At 61.5% G+C, this 5,417-nt stretch carries 5 protein-coding genes; 3 read left to right on the plus strand and 2 right to left on the minus strand.

From position 1 onward, the window contains the following. Window positions 1-55: 55 nt before the first annotated feature. The gene (locus FEM54_RS23225) at window positions 56-1,294 is read right to left on the minus strand and encodes an MFS transporter (RefSeq protein ID WP_138453256.1); all 1,239 of its coding nucleotides are present in this window, start codon (window positions 1,292-1,294) and stop codon (window positions 56-58) included. 317 nt (window positions 1,295-1,611) lie between these two features. On the opposite strand from FEM54_RS23225, the gene FEM54_RS23230 reads away from it, so the two are divergent. From FEM54_RS23230 to FEM54_RS23240, 3 genes are read left to right on the plus strand one after another with little or no spacing between them, the layout of a single operon-like run. Beyond that, window positions 1,612-3,051, plus strand: coding sequence for a cytochrome ubiquinol oxidase subunit I (locus FEM54_RS23230; RefSeq protein WP_017139317.1), 1,440 nt, complete (start codon window positions 1,612-1,614; stop codon window positions 3,049-3,051). A gap of 1 nt (window position 3,052) precedes the next feature. Further along, a complete protein-coding gene (gene cydB / locus FEM54_RS23235; protein WP_138453261.1) occupies window positions 3,053-4,060 on the plus strand; it encodes a cytochrome d ubiquinol oxidase subunit II in 1,008 nt (335 codons plus the stop codon). A gap of 12 nt (window positions 4,061-4,072) precedes the next feature. Further along, complete coding sequence (locus FEM54_RS23240; RefSeq protein ID WP_010206690.1) at window positions 4,073-4,240, plus strand: DUF2474 domain-containing protein; 168 nt, start codon at window positions 4,073-4,075, stop codon at window positions 4,238-4,240. Between the two features lie 55 nt (window positions 4,241-4,295). Here the strand turns inward: FEM54_RS23240 and FEM54_RS23245 are convergent. Next, the coding region (locus FEM54_RS23245) for a methyltransferase (protein ID WP_138453265.1) at window positions 4,296-5,417 on the minus strand (1,122 nt) is incomplete at its 5' end.

A 5,417-nucleotide genomic window follows, 5' to 3' on the forward strand; every position in this document is an offset into this window, starting at 1 on the left:
GACAGATAGCTATCGCAGGCAAGCCAGCTCCCACATTGCCTGTTTTTCAACCGGCTTATAGCTTGGCTTCCTCCACCGGCACATGCATCCGATCGCGGTTGGCCAGGGTCGGAAACAGCTTTATCCACACCCCCGTCACCAACAGCGTACCAATCCCGCCCATGACCACGGCGGGCACGGTGCCGAACCAATGGGCGGTAATCCCCGATTCAAATTCGCCCAGTTGATTGGATGCGCCAATAAACAGACCGTTGACCGCACTGACCCGCCCGCGCATTTCATCCGGGGTCTCCAACTGCACGAACGAAGCGCGGATCACCATGCTGATCATGTCCGCCGCGCCCAGCACCACCAGCACCGCCAAGGAGAACCAGAACGACGTCGACAGGCCGAACGCAATGGTTGCCACGCCAAACACACCGACGGCGGTAAACATCACGCGCCCGACATGCCGGTCTACCGAGAACCTCGCCAGCCACAGCGACATCAACAACGCGCCCACCGCTGGCGCCGAACGCAACAGACCCAGGCCCCAGGCGCCGGTCAGCAGGATGTCCTTGGCGAACACCGGCAGCAACGCTGTGGCGCCGCCCAGCAGTACGGCAAACAGGTCCAGCGAAATGGCGCCGAGAATGTCCGGGCGGCTGCGAATAAAGCGGATCCCGGCCAGCAGCGAATCCATCGTGGCCTTGGCTTTATTGAGCGGTGTCTGGCGCGCGGGCAGGTTGAGGGTCAGCCCGCAGGCGATCAGGTACAGCACCACGGGTGGGCCATACACCCACACGCTGCCAAACGCATAGAGCAAGCCGCCCAACGCTGGCGCGACGATGGTGGCCAGTTGCTGCGCCGATTGCGACGAGGCCACGGCACGCGGGAACAGCGCGCTCGGCACGATGCTCGGCAGCAGCGCCTGGGTGGTGGGCATCTCAAACGAGCGTGCGGCGCCGAGCAGGAACGCGAGGATAAAGATCATCTCGCGGGTCACGTTGCCGGTCAGGCCGCCGATGGCCAGGGACAAGGCAATCAATGCCTGCACGGTCTGGCAGATGGCGGCGACTTTGCGCCGCTCATAGCGATCGGCCACGTGGCCTGTGTGCAACATGAACAGAACGCGCGGAATGAACTCCACCAGGCCTACCAGGCCCAGGTCCAGCACATTGCCAGTCAGTTGATAGAGGTTCCAGCCGATGGCCACGGTAAGCATCTGGAAACCGCTGGCGGTAAAGATCCGGGCCAGCCAGAACGCGATGAAAGGGCGGTGGTGGCGCAACAGCAATGCGGGTTCACTGGGCATCGGGAAGTCAGGTCTGGAGCAGAGGGTGCAGGCAGATTAGCATCAAGCTGTAACAAATAGTTGCAAGAACTGAGCTGAGACAACCTGTCACGCGTCAATGAACCACACGGCTTTCGTCCGAAAATGGGACTACTCTTTGAGCAATGCTTGATCCAGATCAAAACCGGCCCCGGGATTGATCTGGCGGCCGCAAGGCCAGGATCCCTACGTGATGGGTAAAAAAAGAAACGAATTGAAATTCGCCACACTCCATATCCGTGGGGGCAGTGGGTGCAGGCTCCCGCCAGCAGCCGGTATTACCTGACAGAGGAAGACTTATGTTCGGTTTGGAGGCGCTAGATCTCGCCCGAATTCAATTCGCGTTCACCATCTCGTTTCACATCCTGTTCCCGGCGATCACCATCGGCCTGGCCAGTTATCTTGCGGTGCTGGAAGGCTTGTGGCTCAAGACTCACAACGACACCTACCGTGACCTCTACCATTTCTGGTCGAAGATCTTTGCCGTCAACTTCGGCATGGGGGTGGTTTCGGGCTTGGTCATGGCTTACCAGTTCGGTACCAACTGGAGCCGTTTCTCGGACTTTGCCGGCGCCGTTACCGGACCGCTACTTACCTACGAAGTGCTCACGGCCTTCTTCCTGGAGGCGGGTTTCCTCGGGGTGATGCTGTTCGGCTGGAACAAGGTGGGGCGCAAGCTGCACTTCTTTGCCACGGTGATGGTGGCCGTCGGTACGCTGATTTCGACCTTCTGGATTCTGGCTTCCAACAGCTGGATGCAGACGCCGCAAGGCTTTGAAATTATCGATGGCCGGGTGATTCCTACCGACTGGCTGGCGGTGATCTTCAACCCGTCGTTCCCCTATCGCCTGATGCACATGGCCACGGCAGCCTTTGTGGCCACGGCGTTCTTCGTCGGCTCTTCGGCGGCCTGGCACTTGTTGCGCGGCAAGGACAACCCGGCGATCCGCACCATGCTGTCGATGGCGATGTGGATGGCCCTGATCGTGGCGCCTATCCAGGCGGTGATCGGTGACTTCCATGGCCTCAACACCTTGAAGCACCAACCGGCGAAAATTGCCGCGATTGAAGGCCACTGGGAAAATATCGGCAATGAGCCGACGCCGCTGATCCTGTTCGGCTGGCCCGACATGAAGGCCGAGAAAACCAAATACGCGGTCGAAATTCCGTACCTCGGCAGCCTGATCCTGACCCACTCCCTGGACAAGCAGGTGCCGGCGCTCAAGGAGTTCCCGCCTGAGGATCGCCCCAATTCGACCATTGTGTTCTGGTCGTTCCGGGTCATGGTCGGCCTGGGCTTCCTGATGATCTTCACCGGTCTGTTCAGCCTGTGGCTGCGCCGGGGGGACAAGATGTACACGTCCAAGCCGTTCCTGTACCTGGCGTTGTGGATGGGCCCGTCCGGCCTGATCGCGATTCTTGCCGGTTGGTTCACCACCGAAATCGGCCGCCAGCCGTGGGTGGTCTACGGGTTGATGCGCACGGCGGATGCTTCCTCCGGGCATAGCCTGGCGCAGATGACCATTACGCTGGTGCTGTTTGTGGTGGTGTACTTCGCGCTGTTCGGCGCCGGGTTGGGCTACATGATGCGCCTGGTGCGCAAAGGCCCGCAGACCCACGAGGGCAGCGAGCCAACCCATGGTGGCCCTGGCCAGAAACGTACACCGGCCCGTCCGTTGTCCGCCGCCGATGATGGCAGCGACGACGACCACACCCACATCCAGCACAAGGGGAATTGAGATGGGTATTGATCTTCCGCTGATCTGGGCCGTGATCATCATCTTCGGCATCATGATGTACGTGGTGATGGACGGTTTCGACCTGGGCATCGGCATCCTCTTTCCGTTTATCCCCGGCAAAGTCGACCGCGATGTGATGATGAACACCGTCGCGCCGGTATGGGACGGCAACGAAACCTGGCTGGTACTCGGCGGCGCGGCGCTGTTCGGCGCGTTCCCGCTGGCCTATTCGGTGGTGTTGTCGGCGTTGTACCTGCCACTGATCCTGATGCTGATCGGGCTGATCTTCCGGGGCGTGGCCTTCGAGTTCCGCTTCAAGGCCAAGGACGACAAGCGTCACCTCTGGGACAAGGCGTTTATCGGTGGCTCCATCGCCGCGACGTTCTTCCAGGGGGTGGCACTGGGGGCGTTTATCGATGGCATTCCGGTGGTGAATCGCCAGTTTGCCGGCGGCTCGCTGGATTGGCTTACGCCATTCACCCTGTTCTGTGGCGTTGCATTGGTGGTCGCCTATGCCTTGCTCGGCTGCACCTGGCTGATCATGAAAACCGAAGGCAAGTTGCAGGAGCAGATGCACAACCTGGCGCGGCCATTGGCGTTTGTGGTGCTGGCAGTGATCGGTATCGTCAGTGTGTGGACGCCGCTGGCGCATCCGGAAATCGCTTCACGCTGGTTCACCCTGCCGAACCTGTTCTGGTTCCTGCCGGTGCCGATTCTGGTGCTGGTGACCATGTACGGGTTGATCCGCGCCGTGGCGCGTAATGCCCACTACACGCCGTTCCTGCTGACGCTGGTGCTGATCTTCCTCGGCTACAGCGGCTTGGGCATCAGCCTGTGGCCGAACATCATTCCGCCTTCCGTGTCGATCTGGGACGCCGCTGCTCCACCGCAGAGCCAGGGCTTCATGCTGGTGGGCACGTTGTTCATCATCCCGTTTATCCTGGGCTACACCTTCTGGAGCTACTACGTGTTCCGCGGCAAGGTCACCCACGAAGACGGCTACCACTAGGAGGGTCGTTGTATGTCCGGCAAACCTTCGTTACACGAGATTGAACAGGCCGAGAAACAACCGTTATGGCGGCGCCTGGGGTGGCTGGCGATGATCTGGACCGGCAGCGTGCTGGCCCTGTTCGTCGTGGCCAGCCTGATGCGCATGTTCATGAATGCCGCCGGCCTGACCACTCACTGATATCCCGATCCGGGCTTTGCGGCCCGGTTTTCCAGCCCTCGCTACGAGGGCTTTTTTATTTGCGGGCTTTGAGAATGACGAACTTCGGCGTGGCGGCTACTTGTTCAACGCCACGGAACAAACGCGCCAATTTGCTGTGATAACCCAGGTGGCGGTTGCCGACGATATAAAGGGCACCGCCCACTACCAGGGCTTCGCGCGCCTGCTGGAACATGCGCCAGGCCAGTAAGTCGCCGACCACCTGCTGCTGGTGGAACGGCGGGTTACACAGCACCACGTCCAGTGACTGGGCTTCCTGGCCGGCGAGGCCATCGGCGGCGCGTACGCTTACATCGCGCGTACCGAAGGCAGCCTGCCAGTTTTCGACCGCCGACTGCACGGCCATGTAGGACTCATCCACCAGGGTGTACTGCGCGTCGGGGTTTTGCAGGGCACTGGCGATTGCCAACACGCCGTTTCCGCAGCCCAGGTCCGCCACGCGGGCGCTGCCGAGATTGTTTGGCAGGTGCGGGAGGAAGGCACGGGTGCCGATGTCCAGGCCTTCGCGGCAGAACACGTTGGCGTGGTTCAACAGCTCGATGGCCGGTGCGTCCAGGGTGTAGCGGGTAGGGTAGGGCGAGACGGCGGCCGGGCGGGCGTCCACCGTGGCGATCAGCAAACGGGCTTTTTTCAGGGCAAGGGACGCGTGCATCGGGCCGATATAGCGCTCCAGCAACTCGCCCGCCGCCCGTGGCAGGTGCTTGACCATCGCGCCGGCAATCACCTGGGCGCCTGGCGCCAGTTGCCCTTGCAGGCGGATCAACTGCTCCTCCAAAAGGGCCAGGGTCTTTGGCACGCGGATCAGCACGCGGTCGAACGGCCCGGTCGGGACCTGGCTGGCGGGGACGAATGCTACGGCATCAAAAGCTTTGCCATTGCGCACCAGGTTTTTCTCCAGACCCTGGGCTGCCAGAAACGAGTCACCGCTGGACGTCACGTGCACCCGGCCTTCGAGGCTGGCCGCCAAGGCGCCGAAGCTGTCGTTGAGCACCAGCACGCGGGTAGCAGCGCCGGGCTGCTGCTCGGCCAGGTAGCTGAGCAGGTACTCATCGGCAGCATCAAAGGCCTGCAACGGGTCATTGTGTTGCTCAGGCTGGCGAATCAGGTCGAGCTGGGCGAAGGGGCTGTCAAGCAGGGG

Source organism: Pseudomonas edaphica, from assembly GCF_005863185.1.
GTDB lineage: Bacteria > Pseudomonadota > Gammaproteobacteria > Pseudomonadales > Pseudomonadaceae > Aquipseudomonas > Aquipseudomonas edaphica.

Coding starts and splice junctions, on each gene's coding strand:
- cydB (WP_138453261.1), top strand. CDS start 3,053: ATGGGTATTGATCTTCCGCTGATCTGGGCCGTGATCATCATCTTCGGC.
- FEM54_RS23240 (WP_010206690.1), top strand. CDS start 4,073: ATGTCCGGCAAACCTTCGTTACACGAGATTGAACAGGCCGAGAAACAA.
- FEM54_RS23225 (WP_138453256.1), bottom strand. CDS start 1,294: ATGCCCAGTGAACCCGCATTGCTGTTGCGCCACCACCGCCCTTTCATC.
- FEM54_RS23230 (WP_017139317.1), top strand. CDS start 1,612: ATGTTCGGTTTGGAGGCGCTAGATCTCGCCCGAATTCAATTCGCGTTC.